The sequence below is a fragment of the Caulobacter sp. GW821-FHT05F04 genome (assembly GCF_059419665.1).
Window position 1 is genome coordinate 435,457 of sequence record NZ_JBWKSF010000001.1, and the last position, 21,410, is coordinate 456,866.

Below are 21,410 nucleotides of genomic sequence, written 5' to 3' on the forward strand. Positions count from 1 at the left end.
GTTACGCCCGTTCCTTCGTCCGCTCGAAGCGCACCTTCGGGTAGCGCTCGGCGACGTAGCCGATTTCCCAGGACGACTTGCCCAGGAACACCGGCTGCTCGTCGATGTCCTGGCCCATGGCCGACTTGTGCTTGTTCACGAAGTCCTCGACGTCGGCCTTGTCGCCGCCCAGCCAGCGGGCCTCGGCATAGGGGCTGGCTTCGAAGATGCACTCCAGCTGGTATTCGTTGGCCAGGCGATCGGCCATGACCTCGAACTGCAGCTGGCCCACGGCGCCGACGATGAAATCGCTGCCGATCATTGGACGGAACAGCTGGGTGACCCCCTCCTCGGCCAGACCTTCCAGCGCCTTCTTCAGATGCTTGGCCTTCAGCGGATCCTTGACCCGCACGCGACGCAGAATTTCCGGAGCGAAGTTGGGCAGGCCTGCGAAGCGCAGGGTCCCGCTCTCGGACAGGCTGTCGCCCACCCGCAGGACGCCGTGGTTGGGGATGCCGATCACGTCGCCGGCGAAGGCGTCCTCCGCCAGCTCGCGGTCGGACGCGAAGAACATGATCGGCGCGTTGACGCTCATGGCCTTGCCGGTGTTCTGGGCCTTCAGCTTCATGCCGCGCGTGAAGCGGCCGCTGGTCAGGCGCAGGAAGGCGATCCGGTCGCGGTGGTTGGGGTCCATGTTCGCCTGGACCTTGAACACGAAGCCAGACACCTCGCTGTCGCCCGGGGCGACGTGGGTCTCCACGCCGTTGCGCGTGGCGGCGGCGGGCTTGGGGGCCGGGGCGTAGGCGCCGATGCCGGCCAGCAGTTCCGAGACGCCGAAGTGGCGCAGGGCCGAGCCGAAGAACACCGGCGTCATGTGGCCTTCCAGGAACGACTGCACGTCGAACGGCTTGCTGGCCTCGGACACAAGCATCGCGCCCTCCTCGACCTCGGCCTGCTCCTCGGGCGTCAGGTACTGGACCACCGCGTTGGAGTTGAAGGCGACGGGGTCTGGGTGGCCCTCCTCGTCGGTCGAGCTCTTCTTGGCATAGGGCACGAACTTCTTGCCGCGCAGATCCATCATGCCCTTGAAGCGGCCGCCCGAACCGGCCGGCCAGTAGAGCGGCGCCGGGTCCAGGGCCAGCTTGGACGAGACCTCGTCCAGCAGTTCGAACGGATCCTGCGCCTCACGGTCCATCTTGTTGATGAAGGTGATGATCGGGATGTCGCGCAGGCGGCAGACCTCGAACAGCTTCAGGGTCTGGGGCTCGATGCCCTTGGCCGCGTCCAGCACCATGATCGCCGCGTCGGCGGCCGTCAGGGTGCGGTAGGTGTCTTCCGAGAAGTCTTCGTGGCCAGGCGTGTCCAGCAGGTTGAACATCAGGCCGTCGTGGTCGAACGTCATCACCGACGCCGAGACCGAGATGCCGCGCTCGCGCTCGATCTTCATCCAGTCTGACTGGGTGCGGCGGGTCTGGCCGCGCGCCCGCACGGCGCCCGCGGCTCGGATCGCCCCGCCGGCCAGCAGCAGGTTTTCCGTCAGGGTCGTCTTGCCGGCGTCGGGGTGGCTGATGATGGCGAAGGTGCGCCGACGGGCGGCTTCAGCGGCGGGGGAAGAGCTCATGCGCGGGGACTAGCCCCATCAGCCCTTTTTGTCACCTTCCGACGGCGTATCAGTCGGTCGCCGACGCGCCAAGGCCTCGTCGAACCGCCTTTTAGCCTCGAGCCGTTCGGGGCCGGCGTGCGGATCATTGAACACCGGCTGCACCATGGCGGCCGCCTCGTCGAAGCGTCCTCGCCGCATCAAGGCGTCCGCCGCGGCCATACGGAACGGCGCCACCTGGGGCGCCAATTCCTGAGCGCGCAGCAGCACGTTTACAACATTGTCGCTGGGATAGCCGGGCTCTCCACGCCGGCTGATCCCGTAGTCGAACAACAGCAGCGGATTGTCGCGATCCACGGCGAAGCCCTTGCCGAACCAGTCGCGCGCCTCGTTCAGCAAGCGCTGCGCCTGGGCCGGCTCCGCCGCCGCCTGCCGCATGCAGGACCAGCCGAGTGTCTGCAGGGCCTCCACGTCGCGGGGGTCGATCTCGATCCGCCGCTTCAGAAGCGCCTGGGCCTTCGCGCGATCCCCAAAGTCGTTCTCGGCCCGCGCGAGCGTCATGTCCGCCAGCCGATCGCCGGAGTAGCGCGCGGCTCGATCCCGGATCATGGCCAGGACTTGCGGACGCTCGTCCGGCGGCACGCCCATCTTCAGGCGCTGGTTCTCGAGCAGCAGATCGTCCGCCGAGTCGGGCAGACGCGTGATCGGCGACGGCGTCGTCGTCGAGGGCGGTCGCGACATCCGGCGCCCCGGCAGGGCGTCCATGTAGCGACGAAGCACGAGCGGCAGCCTGTCCAGCGGCGCGTCGACGGCTTCGGACATCAGGGTCACCGGATCGCCGCCTGCCGCGACCGCCTCGGCATAGCGAGCCAAGCGCGCCAGCCGCTCGGGATCGGACATCATGTAGTGCGTGAGGAGCCAGGATTGAGCATAGAAGGCGGCGATGTCGGATCGATTGCCCCAGAGGGCCCTCCGCCCCAGAATATCCTCGAACGGCGTCCAGCTCGTGCCGCGCAGCCAAGCTATGCGGGGACTGGTGACGCCCAGCTCGACAGCGTCGGGTTTGAAGCGGGCGGTCGAGAAGTATTCAGCGTAACCCTCGACCAACCATGACGGATAGGCGGCGGGCGCGTGCTGCATCATGAAATGATGCGTGTACTCGTGGAACAGCACGCGGCGACCACGCTCCTCCCCGTCGTCCACGCTCATGACCGCGAAGACATCGCCGACGGATGCGGAGTAGAAGCCGCTGATGTCCTTCGACAGGGTCGGCCTTACCTTGCGAAGATCGATGTCGCGCGGAACCAGATAGATCGGCAGCGGCCGGGCCTGCCGCGCGTCGACACCGTGTAGCTCCCGGAGCAACCGATCGAAGTCCTCGAGGTCCCGCGCCATTTGCGTGAGCACCCGCTCGCTCACCCGCCCATACAGGGAGAAGGATCGCGTTTCCGTGTGCAGCCAAGCCGCGCTCCCGAGCGCCACGGCCCTTCCAGCGCGGAGCAGGAGAGGCGCGGCGGCGACGCTGGTCACGAATATCCGCCGCGACATCCTTCGACGCATCACGCCACTCCTCGGTCACTCAAGCCACGACGCGATCTGACATGCGATCGCGTCGTGACACAACCTCGCCGCGCGGACTTGCCCGTCAGAACTTCGCCGACACGCGGGCGTACCAGAGGCCGCCGTCGGTGTCGTAAGGCGCGTTGCGCGAATAGATCAGGCCGCGCGAGGCCTGGAACGTCGCCTCGTCCGGATAGGTGTCGAACAGATTCTCGGCGCCCACCGTCAGCTTGATCGCGTCGGTGACCTGGGCGCTGACCGACAGGTCCACCAGGGTCTTGCCCGCGAACTTCTGAATCAGGTCGGCCGCGCCGTTGGCCTGGGCGTCGGTCCACTCACCCGACCAGCGAGCGCGGACCATGCCGCTGAAGATGCCGCGCGCGTAATCGAACGACACGTTGGCGGCGTTCTGCGGCAGGCCGTTTTCCAGATTGATGCGGGCCAGGTTCGAGACCTCGGTCAGCTTGGAGCGGGTGACCTTGGTGTCGTTCCAGTTCCAGGCCGCCGTGACGCCGGCCCGGCCGCCCAGAAGCTGGCCGCGCCACGAGCCGACCACGTCGACGCCCTGGGTGCGGGTGTCGAACGAGTTGGTGAAGTAGCTGACCGTCGTCAGGCTGTCGGCGCCCGGGACGCCGGCCGCGACCAACTGGGCCCGCAGCGCCGGGGTCACGGTGAAGTTCGGCGACACGGCGAAGCGGTTGTCGACCTCGATGCGGTAGTAGTCGACCGAGGCGGTGAAGCCGCCCTGGCGGAAGACCGCGCCGAACGAAAGGTTCTTCGATTCCTCGGGCTCGAGCGGCTTGCCGCCCAGGGCCACGGAGATCGGATTGATCGGCGACAGGCGGCCCGAGGTGAATAGCAGCAGGGTCGTGGTGTTCAGGCCCTGCGAGGTGCGGGTGTTGTTGATCTGGCCCGCCGTCGGGGCGCGGAAGCCGGTCGAGACCGCGCCGCGAAGGGCGAAGTTCGGCGTGAACTCATAGCGCGCGGCGATCTTGCCGTCGGTGGTCTGGCCGAACTCCGAGAAGTCCTCGTGGCGCACGGCGATGTCGGCGTCCAGCTTGTCGGTGATCGGCAGGTCAAGGTCGACATAGGCCGCGTAGCTGGTCTGGTCCCACGCTCCGGCCTGGCTGGGCGCGTAGCCCGGGAAGCCGTTCGAGCCGCTGGGCAGGCCGGCCGGCGCGCCAGGGCCGACGTCCCACGAATAGCGGTCGCCCGCCTGGATCGTGTAGGTCTCCTTGCGGGCTTCCAACCCCAGGGCCAGGTTGGCCGGCTTGGCCAGGACCGACCAGTCCAGAGGGCGCGAGGCGTCGAAGTTCAGCGTCTTCTCTTCCTGTATCAGCGCACCGGCGTCGAAGCTGGTCGGCGACTGCGGACCGAACGAGGCGTTGATGCTGTTGTTGAGGAAGTAGTCGACCTTGTCCTTGCCCCAGCCGGCCGACAGGTCCCACGACCAGCCCATGGCGTCGCCGCGCAGGCCGCCATTGACCGAGGCGTTGGTCTCGTCCTGGCCGAACTTCGGCGAGAAGCCGGCCGGATAGATCTGGCTCAGCGACCAGCCGGGGAAGACGGGGCTGGTCCTGTACGAGGTGTCGGTTGACGGGTTGCGCCAGTTGAAGTCGGTGACGCCGTGCAGGTCGCTGTAGGTGGCGAAGCCGTAGGCCTCGACCGCCTCGCTGATCGGCAGGACCAGGTTCAGCGAGCCGCGCCACACCTCGCGGTCCGGCTGCCCCCAGCGCTGTACGGGGTTCGGCACCTTGATGCTGGGATTGGCGGCCTGGAAGGCGATGGCGTCCGGACGCTGGCGAGTGCGCGAGGTGGCCTCGGCGTTGGTGTAGTCGATCGCGCCGACCAGGCTGCCGCCCTTGCCGATCGCCAGGCCGTAGCGCGCGCCGATCTCGGTCTTGTCGCCGTCGCCGGCATAGTAGCGACCGAACTGGCCATAGCCGTCGAAGCCGGTCTTGTCGCTGAGGATGATATTGATCACCCCGGCGATGGCGTCAGAGCCGTACTGGGCCGAGGCGCCGTCGCGCAGCACCTCGATGCGCTCGATGCCGCTGGTCCCGAGGGACGCCAGGTCGACGCCCTGCTGGCCGCGTCCGCCCAGCACCGCCGAGCGGTGGCGGCGCTTGCCGTTGACCAGCACCAGGGTCTGGTCGGGCGAAAGTCCGCGCAGGGTGGCCGGGCGCACGAAGGCCTGGCCGTCGGCGGCCGGCAGACGCTGGACGTTGAACGACGGCGTCGTCGCCGCCAGCTTGTCCATGATCTCGTCAGAGACGGTGTTCTTCAGCGCTTCCTGGCTGACGACGTCCACGGGGGCGACCGACTCGAAGGCCGTGCGATCGACGCGGCGGGTGCCGGTGACGACGACGGTGTCGACCTCGGTGGCGGTCGCCTGCTGAGCCGCCTGCTGGGCGTGGGCTTGGCTGGAGAGGGCCAGGGCGAGCGCGCCCCAAGCGACCGTGGACATGAGCTTCATCGTCAACCTGCACTGGAGAGTTTCAGCGCGGCGTAGCGGCGGGTCTTGTCGAGTCGGCGACGGTGAGACGTCGGTTTGATGAAGCCTCGCACACCCGCGTTCTTCTGAAAGCCGCAATTCGCCCGGAAATGGGTCAAAATGCCCCTATTCGAAGAATGGGTTTGGAGTCATGCTTTCCTTATTCGGCACCGGCGGCGTCAGATCGTCGGGCGAATGGAGGAAATCGAACGATGGCCCTGCTTGACCATCACCGCGCGCCCGGCCGACAACATCCGGCCAATAGCGCGCTCTGCTTCGGCGTCACCCTGGCCGGACTGGTCGTTCTGGCCGTTACGCTTGGCTGGTTGATGACCCTGGTTCGATTCTGAGGCCCTAGGCGGCCAGGCGCCGCCAGACCTGACGATCGGCTTCCAGGTTAGTGAGCGCGCCGGAATTCTGGCGCTGCAGCAGCGCGGCCATGATTTCGATGCTCAGCTGCGCATAGCGAACCTGAACGTCTTCCTTGCGGCAGCCGCGGCCCGGCGCGATGAACAACGCGGCATTGACGTCCGGCGCCTTGGCCACGATCAGCGCCGCCAGGCGCTCGGCTCGCTCACGGTCCTTGTGGTGCAGCAGCGGCTCTTCCGCGAACAGTTCCTTGCCCAGTTCGCCGACATAGTTGAGCGACAGCGCGGCGAAACGGTCGCGCGCCATCGGGGGCGCGAGGTCGGCCGCGTCAAAGCTTAGAATGACGTCGTTCATGAGAAAAAGCATGGCGGATACTGGCTGCTGAACTCTGGGGAGGGGGTTCGAAAGCTCGCGCAGCATGCCCAAAATGAGCTTTAGGTCCGGTTTAGGAGCAGGGTTAATGGCTCCCTAGAGTCGAGTTCTCCCCAATCCTTCCACCGATATTGAAAGCGCCTAGGGCTCCACCGGCTCGGTCAGGAAGTGACGGCCGTCACGGTCCTCGATCTCCACCACCCATACGTCCGGGTCGATTCGGGCGGCGCGCTCCGCATAGGCGTCGAGATCGGGCTCGAATTCGGAACGGACCGGCTGCATCCAGAAGCGCTCGCCGTCACCGCGCGTGGCTTCGCTGTAGAGCCGCGCGGTTCCGGCCCGGCGGTCGACGATCTTGACCAGCACCGCCCCGGCCCGCGCGTCGCCCTTGCGGGCGACCATGGCGAAGGCGCCGCCCAGTTCGGCGCGGCGGATCAACGCGCCGACCCAGATATCCGTCGAAAGAAGCATCGCTAACCGAACCGCAACCCCACGGGGCGCATAGGTCGCCCTCTAAGTCTCGAAGCATACGAGAAAACCTCGCCCCTCCGCTCCCTTAAATGAGTGAGCGGAATTTCCAGGAGTTGACGCGCGATGGCCGCCGAAACCGGCTTCCACTTTCGGCTATCGCGCTTCGGGACGCACCAGAAAGGTCGCTGGGCGCGATGGATCGGGGTGTTGATCGGTTTGACGGCCGCGGCCGTTCCGACGGCGCTGTACGCCAACGCCGCCGACCAGCTCTACGAACGCACGCTGATGACCGCGGCCGACGGTCGCTGCAGGCTGTTCACGCCTACCGTCTCGGTCGCCCTCGACGCCTCGCGCGCCCAGGCGCGCGGTGCGACCCTGCGCTCCGGCGCCAGCGAACTGCAGGTCACCGCCCTGGAGCAGCGCGCCCGCGCCAAGGCCGCTGGCGCGGCCTGCGATTCCAAGGACCTGATCCTGGCCGCCTCGCGGGTGAAAAAGGCCTTCGAAGGCTATACCCAGATGCTGGCCATGACCTATCCGGGCGATGTCGCGTCCTGGAAGGCCGAGCGCTCGGTGTCGGCGACCATCCCCGTCTGGCGGCTGTCGCAGCCAGCGACCTTCGGTGGCGACCGTCTGATGTTCGGCCTGGTGGGCCGCAACCTGGCGCTGACGGCGGTGGCGACCTTCGACAACGGCCAACGCCCCTATGCGGCGCGGATCATCATGCGGGACACGAGCCGGACCCTGGGCCCCTACATCGCCTCCAACGCGGGCAGGAATCTGGCGGCCAAGGTCGCGCCGCGTAACGCCAGCCTGGTGTTCGCCGCCCAGACCCGCGAGGAATCGCCCCTCACCCTGCTGCCGACCAGCGCCAAGACCGGCCTAGCCTTCCGTTTCCCGCCGGCGGCGATCGACTCCATGTTGAAGCTGGATCCGCGCGAGGCGGTCACGGTGGAGTTCGTGTTCCAGGGCCGCGGCGGCGACGAGGTCACCCGCAAGGCCTATATCGAGGTGGGCGATTTCGCGGCGGGCTGCGCGTTCCTGCGCTGATCAGCGCGGCGCGAAGGCGATGACGTTGTCGCCCAGGGCGGTCGGCGCGGGCTTGGGCTCGCCCTCGATCGGGGTTTCGGCCGGCGGCGCGGGCTCGGTCAGGGTTTCCAGCGTCACCGATTTCAGAGGCGCCAGCAGCACCGGCAGGCGCACAGCCACGCTGGTGCCGGCGCCCAGGCGGCTCTCGATCGTCATCTCGCCGCCGTGCAGCTTGGCGAAGGCGCGGACCAGGGACAGACCCAGGCCCGTGCCCTTGGCGCGCTGTTCGACGCCGCCGGCCTGCTCATAGGGACGACCCAGACGTTCCAGGTCCTCGGGGCTGATGCCGACGCCGGTATCGGCGACGATGATCTCCAGCACGCCGTCATAGCCGTGGGCCGTGACCGTTACCTGGCCGCCGCGCGGGGTGAACTTCAGGGCGTTGGAGACGAGGTTCAGCACGATCTGCTTCAGGGCGCGGCGGTCGGCGTCGACTTCCAGCTCGCCCGGCGGCAGCACGCCGCGCAACTGGACGCCGGCCCCGTCGGCCTGGACGCGCAAAAGGCGCATGGCCGCCTGCACCGCCTCGCGAGCGTCGAACACGCCGCGCTGCAACTCGAAGCGCTCGGCCTCGATCTTCGACATGTCCAGCACGTCGTTGATCAGGTCCAGCAGATGTCCGCCGCTCTCGTGGATCAACTCGGCATATTCGGCGTAGCGGTCGCTCAGGGGGCCGAACATCCTGGCGCGCATGATGTCCGAGAAGCCCATGATGGCGTTCAGCGGCGTGCGCAGCTCGTGGGACATGTTGGCCAGGAAGCGAGCGCGGCCGGCGGCCAGGGCCTCGGCGTCGACGCGAGCCTGATCCAGAGCGGTCTCGCGGTTTCGCTCGACGGTGACGTCGCGCAGCAAGCCCACCAGTTGATTGGGCGCGATGCGGGCCAGATCCAGGGCGACAGTGCGCTCGACGCCCAGGGCCGGGTTGAAGGTCAGGCTGGCCACGCCCTCGCGGTGGGCGGCGGCGATGGCGGCGGTCAGCCGCTGGCGATCACCCGGGGCGGCCGCGCCTGTCAGGCCACGATTGACGAGGTCGACAGTCGTGACGCCTCGCGGCGGCGCGCCGCGCACGGCGGTCACCTGGCCTTGCCCGCGAATCGCGATCGCCAGCTGCGGCAGGCCGTCCAGCAGGCTCTCAAGCCCGATGATCTCGGAAGCATAGCGGTCGTCGCGCGCGCCCTGGCGGCGGCGACCGATCAAGAGGCCCGCGGCCAGGCCGAGGCCCGTGGTGACCAGGGCCAGAAAGCCCAGCACGAAGGCCACCGGGCCCATCGGGGCCGGCGGGGCCAGGCCCGAAAGCTGGGTCAGGGCGGCGACGCAGCCGCCGATCAGGGCCAGGGCCGCGCCCTCGGCCAGACGCTTGGGTTGGTCCAGGGTCGAGGCCGCCGCGACGGGCGCCAGGCACCAGGCCGCCATGGCGCCGGAGACTCCGCCCGTCAGCACCGCCGCCAGCGAGCCGCCCACGGCCCACAAAACCAGCAGCACCGACTGGGTGCGCTCGTCGTCGCGTGAGAAGACCAAGGCCACAAGGGCCGGGACCGCGCCGGCGCCCAGGGCCGCCCAGACGGGCCAGCCGCCGGCGCTGTTGGCGAACAACGTCGCGGCCGCGGCCAGGCAGATGGCCGCCAGCCAGCCCAGACGCCATGCATGCGCGGGGTCCAACCCCGCCTGGGGGGCGGGGCGTCGGATCGGGTCTGGAAGCGTTTCGAATTCCAAGGGCCGGTCGACTTGCAAGCGCGGCGGGGAGGCACCGTCGTCAAACCTTAACGCGAGGGAGCCCTTCCCTCCAAGGCCGCACAATCGTTAAGCGATCTTTCCTCGTGGAAGCGCTGTGGACGGAAACGGAATCGTAAGCGCGAGCCGGCATCCTCCGGGTCCGAAGTCACTACGGACAGAAGGTCCGGGAGTCCGTCATGCCAGAACCGGTGTCCCTGGACACGCTGTCCGACCGCACCTTCGCGGACTCCGACTCGGCCGATCGCCGGGCGGCCGCGAACGAGCGCCGCCGCCTGGCCCTCGACGATCGCAAGCGGTCGTTCCTGCGCATGGTCAGCCACGAACTGCGCACCCCGCTCAACGCCGTGATCGGTTTCTCCGAGATCCTCTCGCACGAACTCTACGGACCGCTCGGGAACCCGCAGTACAAGGAATATGCGGGTATCGTGCACGAAAGCGGCATGAAGCTCCTGAAGCTGGTCAACCAGATCGTCGAGATCGCCCGCCTGGAGGGTCACGTCACCGACATCGAGATGACGCCCGAGCCTCTGGACGAAGCGCTGGACGACGTGATCGACGGCCTGAGGGCCGAGATCCGACGCCGCGACGTCATCGTCCACGTGGTCAATCAAGGCGCCCTGCCGGCGGTCATCGCCGATAGTCGCGGCTTGCGGACCATGCTCACCAACCTCTTGCAGAACGCCGTTACGCACTCGCCCGCCGGGGGAGTCGTGCATGTCGCCGCCGGCAAGATCGGCGGCGAGATCGAGATCACCATCCGCGACCAGGGCCCCGGCGTGGAGAGCGCCGAGCTGCCGCGCCTGCTGCAACCGTTCGAACAGGGCGGCTCGGCCCTGACCCGTTCCAACGAAGGCGTCGGCCTGGGCCTGCCGATCGTCGACCTGCTGTCGCGGGCCATGGGCGGGCAACTGAAGCTGTCGTCCAGCCTGGGCGCGGGGTTCCTGGCGCGGCTCATCCTTCCCGTCGCGTAGGCGCGAGCTTGCCTTGAACCGGCGCGCCCCCTAATTGGCCGCCATGACCAGTCCGATCGACGCCGCCCTCAACGACCTCGCCGACGAGTTCGAGCTCCTGGGCGACTGGGAAGAGCGCTATCGCTACGTGATCGAGCTGGGCAAGGAACTCGCGCCGCTGACCGACGCCGAGCGCTCGGAAGACAACAAGGTGCGCGGCTGCGCCAGCCAGGTGTGGCTGGTCACCCTACCCCAGGCCGACGGGACCCTGGCGTTCAAGGGCGACAGCGACGCCCATATCGTCAGCGGCCTGGTCGCCATCATGCTGCGCCTCTATTCCGGCCGCACGCCCGCCGATATCGTCGCCTTCGACGCCAAGGGCGCGATGGACAAGCTGGGCCTGTCCGAAGCTCTGTCGTCGCAACGCTCGAACGGCCTGAAGTCGATGGTCGCCCGCATCCGGCGCGACGCCCAGGAAGCCCTTGGGACGCCCCGCCTTGGCTGAGTATCGCGTCGCGGCGCTCTATCGCTTCACGCGGTTCGAGGATCCGGCGGCGATCCAGGGGCCTCTGGCGGCCTTGTGCTGTCGCCTCGGCGTCAAGGGCACCCTGCTGCTGGCCCGCGAGGGTCTCAACGGCACCATCGCCGGCGAGGACGCCGCCATCGAGGCGGTGCTGGAGCACATCCGCGCCCTGCCCGGCTGTTCGGACCTGACGCCCAAGACCGCCTGGGCCGAGCGCATGCCGTTCTACCGGATGAAGGTCCGCCTCAAGAAAGAGATCGTCACCCTGGGCGAGCCGGACCTCGATCCGACCGACGCCGGGACCTATGTCGAGCCCGCCGACTGGAACGCCCTGATCGCCGATCCCGACGTCGTGGTGATCGACACCCGCAACGACTACGAGGTCGCCGTCGGGTCGTTCGCGCGCGCGGTCGATCCCAAGACGGCCAGCTTCTCGGAATTCCCCGCCTGGTTCCGCGACTATCGCGCGGGCCTGGAGGCCAAGCGTGGCCCGGACGCCCCGCCGCTGAAGGTGGCCATGTACTGCACCGGCGGCATCCGCTGCGAGAAGTCGACCGCCTTCCTGAAGGCCGAGGGGGTCGAGCAGGTGTTCCACCTCAAGGGCGGCGTTCTCGACTATCTGGAACAGGTGCCCGAGCCGGAAAGCCTCTGGCGCGGCGAGTGCTTCGTGTTCGACGAGCGGGTCGCGGTCGGCCACGGCCTGTCGCCAGGGACACACGTCCTGTGCCGCGGCTGCCGGATGCCGGTCAGCGCCGAGGCCCAGACCTCCCCGCTGTATGTCGAAGGCGTCGCCTGTCCAACCTGCCACGACCAGCGCAGCGAGGACCAAAAGGCCCGCGCCGCCGAGCGACACCGCCAGGCGCGGCGCTGCGAGGCCCTGGGCATCGAACACGTCGGCGCCACTTTTCCTTCAAGGCCAAGCTGAACGCTTCGCGGTCGCCCCGCGTTGACCCGGCTCCCCTTCTGTAGGAGCCGCCCCATGCATACGAACGAAGACCACATCAAGCTCGTCAATGGCCTGGTCGAAACCACCATCGACAGCGCCGACGGCTATGCCGAAGCCGCCAAGGACGCCGACGCCTCGCGCTACAAGGATCTGTTCGAGCGCCGCGCCCAGGAACGCCGCTCTATCGCCTCGGAACTGCAGGACGAGGTTCGCCGCCTGGGCGGCGAGGCCAAGGACGACGGCACCATCCTGGCGGCCGCCCACCGCGTCTTCCTGAACCTGAAGGACTCGATCACCAAGGGCGACGAGGCCGTGGTCAACGAGGTCGAGGCCGGCGAGGACCACATCAAGGCCAAGTACGAAAAGGCCCTGCAGGACACCGACGTCGACGCCCAGACCCGCACGGTCATCGAAAAGGCCTGGACCTCGGTGAAGTCCGGCCACGATCAGATGCGCGATCTCAAGCTGTCGTTGAAGCACTAGGTTCAGCGCCAGAACGGCAAAGGGCGGGATCGAAAGGTCTCGCCCTTTCGCATGGGGATTTGCCTCCGCGCTCGACCGATCGCATATGAAGGCCATGGAAGACGCGTCGCGCCCCGTTCTCGATGAACGCCAGGTCAATCTGATCGCCAAGGCCCTGGCCGAGCCGCGTCGACGCCAGATTCTCAAGGAGGTCGGCGCCAACAGCGCACCAACGGCCTGCGGGGCGCTCGCCCAGCACGTGGCGGTCAGCGCCGCCACCTTCTCGCATCACATGAAGGAGCTCGAGACGGCCGGCCTGATCCGCATTTGCCGCCAGGGCAAGTTCGCGTTCCTGATCCTGCAGCGCGATGTCCTGAACGCCTACCTCGCCCAGCTGGCGGAGATCTGAAGACAGCGCGATAGGCTCTTCTAAATAGCAGGGCTGCGGGGTGGCATGGTCGTCTGCCGGAGCCTTGGCTTATTTGAAGGGCGTGTGCGACATGCCGGGCGGCTCAAACACCGAGGCCCGCATGGCCGCATCATAGGTCGCATCCAGCCGCGATCGTTTCCCGGACCATCGCCGCCATCGCCATGCTGTCGTGCTGAAGCGCTTGATCCTCTCTACGCCCTAGACGTGACCCGCACGCCGCTGAAATGGGCCAGCGTGCCGGGGCCGATCCAGAGCGCCACGGCGCCCTTGGCGTCGGCGCCGTGCTTGAGGTCGCCGACGATCAGGGTCGGCTGCTCGGCGCCGTCGACATGTAGCCGGGCCTTGGGGCCCGACACCACGATTCGCACGTGCGTCCACCGACCAGGTTCGAGATCGACATAGGTCTCGTACATGGCTGGGGCTTCGGCGCGCAGCCGCTCCCAGGGATAGTCGGGGTGCGAGATGTATTGGACGGCATGGTTGCGGCGTAACTGGTCGTCGGCCCGGCCGTTGGTCGGACGCAGATAGATGGCCTCCAGCTTGGCTTCCTCGCGCACCCGAAAGGCCACGCCCACGAAGCCTCGCGCCGTGGCGCTGGCTGTCACGCTCGGGGTGCCGCTTATCCAGGCTTCGATGACGCCGTCGCCGAAGGCGGGCGTGTCCAGCACCACCAGCCGGTCGAGCTCGGGGACGTTTTCCAACGCCGTGGCGCGCAGGGCGGGATGGCCCCGATAGTCCGTCCGCGCCGTCTCAACGCCGATGGCCCGGATCGCTCCGGTCTCCAGGCCCGTCCCGACGGCGACGCGTGGCGCGGCGAGGGCTGCCAGGGAGCTGGCCGAGGCTATCGACAGCGCGGCGCCGCCGATCGCGGCCCGACGGGTTTGAGCATTGCCGGACATTTGAGGCTCTTGGTGGTGGGACCACGCCACTTTCATCGTCACGCATGGCCGCATAAAGGCCATGCTTGGCGGGCGAACCCGACAGCCCTGTCGGCGCAGGTTTGAGCTGTCCTTTCCAGACAACGGCTTTTCAAGGGTTTTGCTAAACGCACAAATTGAGCGAACAGGCTAACGCTGCCCCGGAAGAGCATACAATCGATGTGCTTGTCGAGCGCGTCCAGCGCGCCCCTCTCGTGCAGCCGCCCTGCGCGCTGGGCTGGCGGCCCCCCTCTTCACCGGACGCCTTCGCCGCCTCGGTCCGGCTGCTGTCGAAAGCTGCAGCGCTGAACGGAGACGCTTGGCGCCCTTGCACGGATCGGCTCGCTCAGGAGCGCGCGGCATTTGCGTTGCCGGTCGCGGTTCTCGACATCGTCACCGACGAGATCCGTCCGCTGAGCCACGTTCTGACGGATATCGTCGATAGTCGTGCCTCGATTTAAGGGCCCGCCGGCGCCTGGGTGAAATTCCCGGCGCAGCATTCGCTGAACGTCTCTGTCGCGCCGCAAAAGCATGGATCGGCTGGGCCGCATTGGTTTGCAAGCTCAAGGATCAGGCTCGCCCTGGCAGCGTTGCGAGCTTGGTTGGTATCGCCCCAAGTCTCACCGTTAGCCTTGAGGTAGTCACCAAGCACCCGATCGAGGCGCTGCACCTCGTCATAGGCCTCTCGATAGGCGGCAGCGGCCGGCGAGGTGCGGCTCCAATGCGTGTTGGTCGGAAGTGGCTCGGCTAGGATGTCGTCGAGATCGAACGCGACGCCGGCGTCTTCGATGAAGGTGATGCCTGGCACGGTCAGCTCGGGCGGGGTGATATCCACGAGCGTCCCACTTGGTTGACGCCAGACGGCATGGTGGATCGCTTCGATATTGACCGATGGCCAAGTCCAGATCGCCCAACCAAAGGCGATATCGCCCGAGGATTTCGCGCAGGCATCACGCACATTGTAGAAGCACTTCAGCCGCTGCGCGTTCGGAGCCGGTGCGACCGGGACGGTCACGGCCTGCGTTTGCGGCAAGTCCGGAAACTCCGGGTATGCGCGCCCGGCGGGCGCGGGCTTTGAATAGACTTTTCGGATTGCGGCGGGGCTGAGCGATAGCGACATCGGCGGGTGACTTGTGACGGGCGTTGTTGGGCCCTGACCTTGACCGGGTAAGGCGCTGCAAAGCTAGTAGCGTCACGAGCTGTACCTGACCAGGTAGGGCTGCGGCACGTTCAGCCCCGAGTAATCTGCCCAACGCAGGGCGCGTGAACGTCGCCTTCTTGGAGCCGCACCAACGTCTCTTATTGGCGCCAGGCTGCCCCGCCGCACAGCCTCAATGCAACTGCTTCGCAGTTTTGACAGCCCTAACCTTTTTCCGGGACACTTCTAGCCTGTACCGACAAGCCCGTCAGAAAATCTCTCGAGCCTCGCTCATTGAATCATTTCGATGATTATCTAAATGCCGAAGCATGCGCCGTTAGGGCGCCGAAGAGTGAGAGAGATCATGAGCAAGCTTGCTGGCAAGACCGCCGTCGTCACGGGCGCCTCGAAGGGCATCGGCGCGGCCATCGCCAAGGCCCTGGCCGCCGAAGGCGCGGCCGTCGCCGTCAACTACGCCTCCAGCCGCGAGGGCGCCGACAAAGTCGCGGCCGAGATCATTGCCGCGGGCGGCAAGGCCATCGCGGTCCACGGCGACGTCGCCAAGAGCGCCGATGTCACTCGGCTGTTCGACGAGGCCCACAAGGCGTTCGGCGGCGTCGACATCCTGGTGAACAACGCCGGCGTCTATGAATTCGCCGCCCTGGAAGACGTCACCGAGGAACACTTCCATCGCCAGTTCAACATCAACGTCCTGGGCCTGCTGCTGGCCACCCAGGAAGCGGCCAGGCGCTTCGGCGCCGATGGCGGCAGCGTGATCAACATCAGCTCGGCGGCGACCACCGTCGATATCCCGACGGCCTCGGTCTATACCGCCACCAAGGCCTCGGTGGACTCCATCACCCGCGTCCTGGCCAAGGAGCTGGGTCCGCGCAAGATCCGCGTCAACGCCATCTCGCCCGGCGCGGTCGAGACCGCAGGCACCCACACCGTGGGCATCATCGGCAGCGATCTGGAGACCCAGATGATCGCCCAGACCCCGCTCGGCCGCATGGGCCAGCCGTCGGACATCGCGCCGGTGGCGACTTTCCTGGCCTCGCCGGAAAGCTTCTGGATCACCGGCGAGATCATCGCCGTCGCCGGCGGCAACCGCTAACCGTCTGTCTGGAGCGCGTCCGGGCGGCGAACCGCCCACACTTCGCCTGACGCGCTCACGTCACGCCATCCGATAGTGCCGCGCCAGGCGCTGCAGGGCGAGTTTCAGGACCGTCTTGCCCGCCCGGCGCGGCAGCTTCAGCGACCGCTCGGCCGTCTCCAGCGCCGAGCCGAGCAAGCAGACTCGCTCAAGGATTTCCCGCAACCCCGGGCCCACCGCCGCCAGCGCCTTGGCGACCCGCTCGCGGGTCGCGATGTCGCGTTCAGCCGGCGCCAGGCCGGGGAGGCCGCCGTCGACGCGAGGCGTCGCGTCCCAGCGCATGGTCATCCGTCCCTGGGTTCCCAGGCTTTCGAATTCCTCGCGCAGCCGCTCGCCGGCGGCGGCCTCGATCGGCGTCAGCCAAGGCTGCCCATCTCCATCGCGACGGCGCGCCAGCCAGGCGATCGGCGACTCGCCGAGATTGCGCCGCACCGGGCCGCCGGGGCCGGCGACCTCCGCCTCGATCACGCCCGGCCGTCCGGGTGGCGGCGACGCGACAGGCTCCGGCCGCGCCGTCATCGTCCAGCCGCCCTGGGGGCGCGGCCTTAGCGTGGCCTCGCGGGCCAACGCCTGGAACGCCGCCTCGTCCAGGGTCAGCATCACGCAGCGCCGGCGGCTGGCGCCCAGGCGTACGCCGTAGCCCAGGCCCCGCGCCTCGACCACCGCGCCGGGACGAGACAACAGCCGCATAGCGCGTTCGGCCAGACGGCGAGCTTCCAGCTCCGCATCGAAGACCTCGTCGGGGGCCGCGCTCACGCCGGGATCTCCTCGGCATGGGCCGGCGCCTGCCGCAGGCAGGCTTCCAGGTCCGAGAGCCGGCGATCGAAGGTCACGTCCTCGCGCATGTCCTCGATCTTGCGGCAGGCGTGGCCGCAGGTGGTGCGGTCGCGACCGAACGCGAAGGCCACCCGCGCCAGCGACCAGTGGAAGGTGATGTGGGTCAGGTAGATGGCCAGTTGCCGCGCGCGGACGGCGGCGTGGGTGGCGCGCCGGGGCGCGCTGATCTCGACCGCCGGCACCCCGGTGGCCAGGGAAACGAGATGGGTGACAAAGCCGACCGTCAGGCGATCGCGGCGGGGATCGGGCGTAATCGCCCAGATGTCCTCAAGGGCTTCAACCAGCATGGCGTCCTCTCCTCCCTGCCGCGAGCGCGGCGGGCGAGGACCACTATAGGTATATTTTCACAAAGAGAGGAAGATATTCCTATTTCACTCAAGCTTCATGCGCCTAAGGCTTTGATTTCCCTATGCGGCAATAGACTCTACACCCACAATCGGGCGAGCATTCGTACGTCGTTCGTCCGCGATCACACCCCGTTCGGCGACGGGTGTCGGAAGGGCGATTCGCGTCGCGGGCGCCTGGTCTAACAGCGCCTGCATGCCCGCGACCCAGGCGTCGTCCACGACCGTCCCGGCAAGGCGCAGGCGTTCGCAAGCGCGAATGGCCTCGTCGGCCCCGACCCTGGGGTCGGCGGCCAACAGGTCCGGCGAACAAGCGTCTCGCACCGCCTGGGTCACCGTGAACGGCGCGGGCGGCCCCTCCCGCAACCACTGTTCCGCCAGGTGAAAGCCGTCAGCGCCGAACAGGCGCATCATGTAGCTGGTCTTGGCTTGGATCTGGATCCCGCCCTTCCGGTCGACCGCGATCATCGGGAACGCCGGGGCCAGCGACGGCAAGGCCGTGTTGGCGTAGAAGGCCATATCCCAGTAGCCGCTGGCGATCCGAACGAAGTGCGCGGCGTCCCGCACCAGGGCCAGTCCCGACTCCTTCATCGGCAGGATTTCGACCTTGGCCTTCCGCACGTCGACGGTATCGTTCGACACATCGACATACAGCGCGCCCAACTGGATCGCGTTCTGGAAATACCGATCGCGCAGAGCGCCCCAGACCATCCGCCCCTGGCCGCCGTTGTCGAAGAATGCCTTCAGCGCCCGCTCGCCCGCCGATCGGGGCTTGGCGGGCCGTGCGTTCAGCCGCGACAGGACATCGATCGTGATCTCCAGGCACATGCCATAGGGGTAGGGCTTGCCGTAGCGCCCGCACGCTTCAACCGCCAAGGCCTGGTCGGTCTCGCCGCGCAGGGCCATGAACGTCGCCTCAAGGGCGGGGAGCGCCGGGATCAGAAAACGCTTGGTAAGCGCCGACTGCAGGCGGTCGGCTTTGAGATCGAACTCACGCATGGAGCTTCTGGATAACTAGACGCCCTCGAGGGCGACACCGTGCGGCAGGATAGCACCTCGGTGCGAGACCACCAGCGCAGCCAGCGCGTGCGCGCGTCCCACCGCTTCCGGAATGGGGAGCCCCTCCAGCCGCGACGACAGGTAGGCGGCGTTGAAGCTGTCCCCTGCCCCCGTGGTGTCGACGGCCTTCACCCTGCCCGGCGGCGGCGTGGCCGTGCGGCCTTCCGGCTGGTGGACATTGACCGCGTGGCTCTCGTCACGGGCCACCACCTCGGCGCCGGCGGCGGCCCATTCGGCGGCCAGGTCCTCGGCCTCGCGGCCGTACAGCGGACGGCTGTCCTCGCTGCTCAGCGAGATGTAGCGGCACGACGGCACGACGCCGTCCAGGGCCGCGCGCGCGGCCTCGGGGCTGGGCCACAGGGCCGGGCGGTAGTTGAAGTCCAGGGCCACGGCGACGCCCAGCGAGTGGACATAGGCCAGAATGTCCTTCAGCCGCGCCCGGCCGATGTCACCGACCACCGCCAGGGTCACGCCCGACAGGTAGACGAGGCCGCTCGCCTTGGCCGCCTCGATCAGCTGGTCGGCGGTGTGGGCCGAGAACAGGTCGCGGATCGGGGCCCGCTCGCGCCAGTAGTGGAACTTCCGCTCGCCGTGCTCGTCCAGGACGATGGCGTAGAGGCCCGGCAGACGGTTCTCGACCTGGCGGACCAACCGCGTATCGATCCCCTCGCGGCGCATGGCCGACAGCACGCCCTCGCTGAACGGATCGCCCTGCCCGAGCGCCGTGCAATAGGCGACCTCATCACCCAGGCGCGCCATGTAGATGGCCGTGTTGAAGGTGTCGCCGGCGAAACCCATCCGATAGATACTGTCGGCGCTCCCATTCCCCGGTGAAGATTCTGGCGAGAGCTCGACCATGCACTCGCCCAGCACTGTGATCCTGGCCACGCTCAGTCCTTCTTCTTGGCCGGTTGGGCCTGGGATTGCTGGTCGATCCAGGCGTCGATCCGGGTCTCCAGCACCGCCAGCGGCAGCGAGCCGTGCAGCAGCACCGCATCGTGGAAGCCGCGTTCGTCGAACCTGTCGCCCAGCCTGGCCTCGGCCCGCTTGCGCAGGTCCAGAAGCCTCAGCTCGCCGATCTTGTAGGCCAGGGCCTGGCCGGGCCAGGAGACATAGCGCTTGAGTTCGACCTCGATATTGGTCGGCGACAGGGCCGTATTGTCGGTGAAGCAGGCGCGGGCCTGCTCCAGGGTCCAGCCCTTCCAGTGCATGCCGGTGTCGGCCACCAGGCGGCAGGCGCGCCACATCTCGTAGGACAGGCGGCCGAAGACCTCGTAGGGGTCGCGATAGATCCCCATCTCCTCGCCCAGCCATTCCGAATAGAGGCCCCAGCCCTCGCCGAACGCGGTGAAGTAGAGGTTGCGGCGGAACTCCGGAACATTGATCTGCTCGGCGGCCAGAGAGATCTGGATATGGTGGCCGGGCGCGCCCTCATGCAGCACCAGGGCCGGCAGTTCGTACAGCGGTCGCTGGTCCAACTCCGAGGTGTTGATCATCAGCCCGCCGGCGCGACCGACCTTGGCGTCGCCGCCGAAGTAGCGGCCGGTGGTGTAGCCCTTCTCGATGCTGGCCGGCACCGGCCGCACGCCGTAGGTCAGGCGCGGCAGGATCCCGAAGTGGGCTGGCAACTGATCGTCGGCGCGCTTGGCGATCTCGCTGGATTTCTCCAGCAACTGCTGGCGGCTGGTGGCGTAGAAGCGCGGATCCTTGCGCAGCATGGCCAGGAAGGCCGGCAGATCGCCCTGGAATCCGGCGGCCTTCATGGTCTCCTGCATGCGGGCGCGGATGCGAGCTACCTCGGACTGGCCGATGTCGTGGATCTGGTCCGGCGTCAGGGTGGTGGTCGTGTGCCGGCGGGCCAGGAAGGCGTAGTAGCGCTTGCCGTCTGGCAGGTCCGAGGCCGCCAGGCTCCTGGCCGCGTGCGGGACGTACTCGTCGTTCATGAACTTGAGGAAGGTGGCGCGGGCCGGGGCGACCTTGTCGGTCATCGCCTTCTCGCCCTCGGCCACCAGCGCCGCGCGCGTCGCCTCCGGGATCGTGGCCGGCAGGCCGCGCAGCGGCGTCATCAACGGATCGTCGGCCAGCGGCGTGGCGACGGCGCGCTGGGCGCGCTCTTGCACCGCCTGGGCGGTCGGAATGGCCTGGACGAAGCCGGTCTTCACGCCGCGACGGGTATTGTCGATATTGGCCGCGTACCAACCGGGCATGCTGTTCAGCAGGCCGATCCAGCGCTTGGCCTCGGCCTCGCTCTTCAGCTTCATGCCACTGGCGCGGTACAGCATCATGACGTCGAAGCCGCCATCGCTGCTGAACGGCATCCGCGACTCGTCGTAGCCGGCGGCCTCGATGCGGTCCTTGACGGTCCACGCCAGCAGGTCGCGGGTCAACGTCTCCTCGTCGGAGAGACCCTTGGTGTCCATCGACGACAGGGCGCTCGAGATCGCGTTCAGCTTGGCCAAGCGCTCGGCGTCCGCGGCCGGCGAGACATCGGGCAGCCGCCAGCGGCTTTCATTCGAACCGCCGGAATCGGGATCCTCGTCGGCGGCGCCGAGCGCCTCGTAGCGGGCGACCAGGCTGGTCAGGGTATCGGAGGGCGCGGCTGACACGGCCGAAACGACCAGGGCGGCGAAACAGACGCCGGCCAGGGCGGCGCGCCAGGGTGCGATGCGAGTCATGAGGCGCAGCTTAGGCGAACGCGGATCGCCCGGCGACACGCGAATCGCTCACGGCAGTCCCTTGGCGAGGACTGATCAGAGGCGTCTGAATTTTCAGAAGATGATCGAGAATGGAGCGGGCGAAGAGATTCGAACTCTCGACCCCAACCTTGGCAAGGTTGTGCTCTACCACTGAGCTACGCCCGCCCATTCGCGAGATATATAGTCGCTCCATTCCCCCGGTAATTCCGAAAGAATGGAGCGGGCGAAGAGATTCGAACTCTCGACCCCAACCTTGGCAAGGTTGTGCTCTACCACTGAGCTACGCCCGC

22 protein-coding genes and 2 tRNA genes are annotated in these 21,410 nt (G+C 67.7%); 9 read left to right on the forward strand and 15 right to left on the reverse strand.

Annotated elements, in window-relative coordinates; genetic code table 11:
* Position 1 precedes the first annotated feature (1 nt).
* The 3 genes from AC07R7_RS02170 to AC07R7_RS02180 all read right to left on the reverse strand — a co-directional run bounded on the left by AC07R7_RS02170 (position 2) and on the right by AC07R7_RS02180 (position 5,606).
* Complete coding sequence (locus AC07R7_RS02170; protein ID WP_494633950.1) at positions 2 to 1,600, reverse strand: peptide chain release factor 3; 1,599 nt, start codon at positions 1,598 to 1,600, stop codon at positions 2 to 4.
* A gap of 18 nt (positions 1,601 to 1,618) precedes the next feature.
* Positions 1,619 to 3,139: a DUF1570 domain-containing protein gene (locus tag AC07R7_RS02175; protein WP_494633952.1), complete on the reverse strand. Its 1,521-nt coding sequence runs from the start codon at positions 3,137 to 3,139 to the stop codon at positions 1,619 to 1,621.
* A gap of 85 nt (positions 3,140 to 3,224) precedes the next feature.
* Complete coding sequence (locus tag AC07R7_RS02180; RefSeq protein ID WP_494633953.1) at positions 3,225 to 5,606, reverse strand: TonB-dependent receptor; 2,382 nt, start codon at positions 5,604 to 5,606, stop codon at positions 3,225 to 3,227.
* A 239-nt stretch (positions 5,607 to 5,845) separates the two neighbouring features.
* Between AC07R7_RS02180 and AC07R7_RS02185 the strand changes: the two genes are divergently transcribed.
* Entirely contained in the window at positions 5,846 to 5,983 is a 138-nt protein-coding gene (locus AC07R7_RS02185; RefSeq protein ID WP_492835127.1) for a hypothetical protein, read from the forward strand.
* A 4-nt stretch (positions 5,984 to 5,987) separates the two neighbouring features.
* On the opposite strand, the gene AC07R7_RS02190 is transcribed toward AC07R7_RS02185, so the two are convergent.
* Both AC07R7_RS02190 and AC07R7_RS02195 read right to left on the reverse strand, forming a co-directional pair.
* Complete coding sequence (locus AC07R7_RS02190; protein ID WP_492836067.1) at positions 5,988 to 6,368, reverse strand: hypothetical protein; 381 nt, start codon at positions 6,366 to 6,368, stop codon at positions 5,988 to 5,990.
* Positions 6,369 to 6,515: 147 nt separating this feature from the next.
* Entirely contained in the window at positions 6,516 to 6,845 is a 330-nt protein-coding gene (locus AC07R7_RS02195) for a DUF1491 family protein (protein WP_492883244.1), read from the reverse strand.
* A gap of 123 nt (positions 6,846 to 6,968) precedes the next feature.
* On the opposite strand from AC07R7_RS02195, the gene AC07R7_RS02200 reads away from it, so the two are divergent.
* Positions 6,969 to 7,892 carry a hypothetical protein gene (locus tag AC07R7_RS02200; RefSeq protein WP_494633956.1) on the forward strand — a complete coding sequence of 308 codons (924 nt, stop codon included), beginning with the start codon at positions 6,969 to 6,971 and terminating at the stop codon, positions 7,890 to 7,892.
* Here the strand turns inward: AC07R7_RS02200 and divJ are convergent, their stop codons facing one another.
* Positions 7,893 to 9,644 (reverse strand): cell cycle sensor histidine kinase DivJ, encoded by a 1,752-nt coding sequence (gene divJ, locus AC07R7_RS02205; protein WP_494633958.1) that lies wholly within the window; start codon positions 9,642 to 9,644, stop codon positions 7,893 to 7,895. It abuts the gene before it with no gap.
* A 197-nt stretch (positions 9,645 to 9,841) separates the two neighbouring features.
* On the opposite strand from divJ, the gene AC07R7_RS02210 reads away from it, so the two are divergent.
* The 5 genes from AC07R7_RS02210 to AC07R7_RS02230 all read left to right on the forward strand — a co-directional run bounded on the left by AC07R7_RS02210 (position 9,842) and on the right by AC07R7_RS02230 (position 12,955).
* On the forward strand, positions 9,842 to 10,636 hold the full coding sequence (locus AC07R7_RS02210) for a sensor histidine kinase (protein ID WP_492883240.1): 795 nt from the start codon (positions 9,842 to 9,844) through the stop codon (positions 10,634 to 10,636).
* A 43-nt stretch (positions 10,637 to 10,679) separates the two neighbouring features.
* A complete protein-coding gene (locus AC07R7_RS02215; RefSeq protein WP_492835136.1) occupies positions 10,680 to 11,120 on the forward strand; it encodes a SufE family protein in 441 nt (146 codons plus the stop codon).
* A complete protein-coding gene (gene trhO, locus AC07R7_RS02220) occupies positions 11,113 to 12,063 on the forward strand; it encodes an oxygen-dependent tRNA uridine(34) hydroxylase TrhO (protein WP_494633960.1) in 951 nt (316 codons plus the stop codon). Before AC07R7_RS02215 ends, trhO begins: the two co-directional genes overlap by 8 nt.
* A gap of 54 nt (positions 12,064 to 12,117) precedes the next feature.
* A complete protein-coding gene (locus tag AC07R7_RS02225) occupies positions 12,118 to 12,567 on the forward strand; it encodes a PA2169 family four-helix-bundle protein (RefSeq protein WP_492883234.1) in 450 nt (149 codons plus the stop codon).
* Positions 12,568 to 12,661: 94 nt separating this feature from the next.
* Positions 12,662 to 12,955, forward strand: coding sequence for an ArsR/SmtB family transcription factor (locus tag AC07R7_RS02230; RefSeq protein WP_492883232.1), 294 nt, complete (start codon positions 12,662 to 12,664; stop codon positions 12,953 to 12,955).
* Positions 12,956 to 13,167: 212 nt separating this feature from the next.
* Here the strand turns inward: AC07R7_RS02230 and AC07R7_RS02235 are convergent, their stop codons facing one another.
* The gene (locus AC07R7_RS02235; protein WP_494633963.1) at positions 13,168 to 13,875 is read right to left on the reverse strand and encodes a LamG-like jellyroll fold domain-containing protein; all 708 of its coding nucleotides are present in this window, start codon (positions 13,873 to 13,875) and stop codon (positions 13,168 to 13,170) included.
* A 155-nt stretch (positions 13,876 to 14,030) separates the two neighbouring features.
* Between AC07R7_RS02235 and AC07R7_RS02240 the strand changes: the two genes are divergently transcribed.
* Entirely contained in the window at positions 14,031 to 14,354 is a 324-nt protein-coding gene (locus tag AC07R7_RS02240) for a hypothetical protein (protein WP_494633965.1), read from the forward strand.
* On the opposite strand, the gene AC07R7_RS02245 is transcribed toward AC07R7_RS02240, so the two are convergent.
* A complete protein-coding gene (locus AC07R7_RS02245) occupies positions 14,351 to 15,013 on the reverse strand; it encodes a hypothetical protein (RefSeq protein WP_494633967.1) in 663 nt (220 codons plus the stop codon). The two genes, AC07R7_RS02240 and AC07R7_RS02245, sit on opposite strands and share 4 nt — an antisense overlap.
* Positions 15,014 to 15,395: 382 nt before the next feature.
* Between AC07R7_RS02245 and AC07R7_RS02250 the strand changes: the two genes are divergently transcribed.
* Complete coding sequence (locus AC07R7_RS02250; RefSeq protein ID WP_494633968.1) at positions 15,396 to 16,145, forward strand: glucose 1-dehydrogenase; 750 nt, start codon at positions 15,396 to 15,398, stop codon at positions 16,143 to 16,145.
* 60 nt (positions 16,146 to 16,205) lie between these two features.
* On the opposite strand, the gene gafZ is transcribed toward AC07R7_RS02250, so the two are convergent.
* From gafZ to AC07R7_RS02285, 7 genes are all read right to left on the reverse strand, one after another.
* Complete coding sequence (gafZ, locus tag AC07R7_RS02255; protein WP_494634268.1) at positions 16,206 to 16,874, reverse strand: gene transfer agent activator GafZ; 669 nt, start codon at positions 16,872 to 16,874, stop codon at positions 16,206 to 16,208.
* A 62-nt stretch (positions 16,875 to 16,936) separates the two neighbouring features.
* On the reverse strand, positions 16,937 to 17,308 hold the full coding sequence (gafY, locus tag AC07R7_RS02260; RefSeq protein WP_395442938.1) for a gene transfer agent production transcriptional regulator GafY/HdaB: 372 nt from the start codon (positions 17,306 to 17,308) through the stop codon (positions 16,937 to 16,939).
* 120 nt (positions 17,309 to 17,428) lie between these two features.
* Positions 17,429 to 18,364, reverse strand: coding sequence for a hypothetical protein (locus AC07R7_RS02265; protein WP_494633970.1), 936 nt, complete (start codon positions 18,362 to 18,364; stop codon positions 17,429 to 17,431).
* Positions 18,365 to 18,379: 15 nt separating this feature from the next.
* Positions 18,380 to 19,312, reverse strand: a complete 933-nt coding sequence (locus AC07R7_RS02270) for a sugar kinase (RefSeq protein ID WP_494633972.1) — start codon at positions 19,310 to 19,312, stop codon at positions 18,380 to 18,382.
* A gap of 2 nt (positions 19,313 to 19,314) precedes the next feature.
* Positions 19,315 to 21,099, reverse strand: coding sequence for a DUF885 domain-containing protein (locus AC07R7_RS02275; protein ID WP_494633974.1), 1,785 nt, complete (start codon positions 21,097 to 21,099; stop codon positions 19,315 to 19,317).
* 111 nt (positions 21,100 to 21,210) lie between these two features.
* A tRNA-Gly gene (locus tag AC07R7_RS02280) sits at positions 21,211 to 21,285 on the reverse strand.
* A 50-nt stretch (positions 21,286 to 21,335) separates the two neighbouring features.
* Positions 21,336 to 21,410 (reverse strand) — tRNA-Gly (locus tag AC07R7_RS02285).